Origin of the sequence: Nocardioides sp. AX2bis (assembly GCF_902506435.1) — a bacterium.
Classification (GTDB): domain Bacteria; phylum Actinomycetota; class Actinomycetes; order Propionibacteriales; family Nocardioidaceae; genus Nocardioides.
The window spans coordinates 1-1,799 of the sequence record NZ_LR733233.1 but is presented as its reverse complement, the minus strand read 5'-3'; the positions used below and the strand labels follow the sequence as shown (position 1 = coordinate 1,799).

At 66.1% G+C, this 1,799-nt stretch carries 3 protein-coding genes; 1 reads left to right on the top strand and 2 read right to left on the bottom strand.

The features are described from left to right. Window positions 1-133: 133 nt before the first annotated feature. Entirely contained in the window at window positions 134-271 is a 138-nt protein-coding gene (locus GV155_RS19840) for a hypothetical protein (protein WP_160011966.1), read from the bottom strand. A gap of 9 nt (window positions 272-280) precedes the next feature. On the opposite strand from GV155_RS19840, the gene GV155_RS19835 reads away from it, so the two are divergent. Continuing rightward, entirely contained in the window at window positions 281-925 is a 645-nt protein-coding gene (locus GV155_RS19835; RefSeq protein WP_160011964.1) for a hypothetical protein, read from the top strand. 59 nt (window positions 926-984) lie between these two features. Here the strand turns inward: GV155_RS19835 and GV155_RS19830 are convergent. Then, window positions 985-1,799, bottom strand: an 815-nt coding sequence (locus GV155_RS19830) for a hypothetical protein (protein ID WP_236554536.1), incomplete at its 5' end; no start/stop codon positions are given.

Genomic DNA, 1,799 nt, shown 5'->3' with positions numbered 1-1,799 from the left:
TCTCCCGAGAGGCCCCGGCCGCCGCCCCGAAACGAGTGCCGCCCCGGCCCCCCTCTCCTACGGAGGGGCCGCACTCGCGGGCGGCACTCACCAGTGCCCCCCAAAGGCGGCACTCAGTGCCGCCCAAGGCCACTCACCACAACCCCGCCACCCAGCCCGCCACCGTCACCAAGCGGTCCACCCAGTCGATGAGCCCCGCGCTCACCACAAGGCCCACCACAGCGAGCTCCGACTTCCGGTTCCCCGGCTCTACGTGCTTGTGCTTCGTCATGGACTGCTCGTGAGCGGCAAGCGACGCGAGATGCTCCCGGGTGGCGCCAACGCGAGCGACGAGGCCGTGACACCTGGGTCGGCCGCGGCGGACCGTGACAGCCGCCGCTACCCGACCTGTGGCGGGAAGAAGCGCCAGGGCGAGGGCCTGTGCACCCGGCCGGCGGGGTGGGGCACCCAGCACCCGGGCCTGGGCCGGTGCAAGCTGCACGGCGGGTCCACGCAGACCCACCTCGTCGCCGCTCAGCAGGAGCAAGCCCGGGAGGTCTACGGGCAGATCTGGAAGACCGACGCCGAGCCGGTCGTCGACGCGGTCGGTGCGCTGCAGCGGCTCGCTGGTCGGCTCGAGCACGCGGCCGACGCCCTCGGTTCTCGGCTGGACGTTGAGGACCTGGACGGGCCGACGGGGCTGGCGTGGTCGCGGGTGCTGCGCGAGCTGCGCCAGGCACTCGAGGGCATGGAGCGGCTGAACCTCGGGCAGAAGGCCGTCGAGGTCGAGGCCGGCCGGGTGCGGCTCGTCGCTGCTGCGGTGGGTCGGGTGTTCGAGGTGCTGGACCTGGCGCCCGAGCAGCGGGTGCGTGGGACTGAGGTGCTGCTCGCTGAGCTGCGTGCCAGGTCGGCCGCGGCGCTGCCTGAGGAGGTAGTCGATCCGTGAGGTCCTGCCGGTGACGGCTCGTGCGTTAGGGCCGTCGGATGCTCCGAAAACGCAGGTCCCTACGGGGCCGCCTGATCCGGTTCGGACTTCTCCGTGGGCTTGGACTGGGATTCAAGCGAGGCCTTGATCAACGTCAGCAGATCTTGGTTATCCGGCCCAGTCGCCCTCGCCTCGGGCGCAAACATCGCTTTTCGACTGACTGCGGATTGGACGCATACAATGACGAAAGCAATCAAGAGCATTACGGCAATGATAGTCACCGGTCTTGCCAAGTCCCCTTCGCGAAAAGCAGTAAGCCTGGCGCCCACGACCAAGAGCAGGCCGATGAAGATTATTCGGGTCATCCGCACAAACGAGTTGATCGCGCCCGCCAACTTGATCTGCACTGGTGAATACCACCGCAAATCACGGACGAGGCGTTCGACACCCGCAAATAGATCCGCATCCACTGCTTGTCGAGCCGGCGACCCAGGAGTTAGCTTCTCAGCCAGTTCGGCCTGTTTCATCAGCCGGTCAATCATCAGATTGCCCACCGGATGGATGTCCTCTTGCCTATGCCTGAATGTGCCAATAATCGCAATAATCAAGAATGGCACACCCGCAAGAAGAGCGGCAACGACTTCTGATGTCATCGTCCAACGATAGAAGCGAACTGTGGAGTTGAACGCGATGAGCAATGGAATGCAGCAACCGTCTACATCGTCCGGGGGTCCGGCAAGCGCCGAGGGACGCCAAGTCTCGAAGGGAACGACGCCATGACGTGCGATTACGACAAGACGAGTGGGCGCATGCGGGCCTGCCACACAGACCGCACCCTCGGCCACCGCGTCACCACCAACCGCCACGCCGACCACTGCCCCACCCGCACCAACCC

Excerpts from the sequence above, each read along its gene's own strand:
- GV155_RS19840 (WP_160011966.1), bottom strand. The coding sequence starts at position 271 with ATGACGAAGCACAAGCACGTAGAGCCGGGGAACCGGAAGTCGGAGCTC.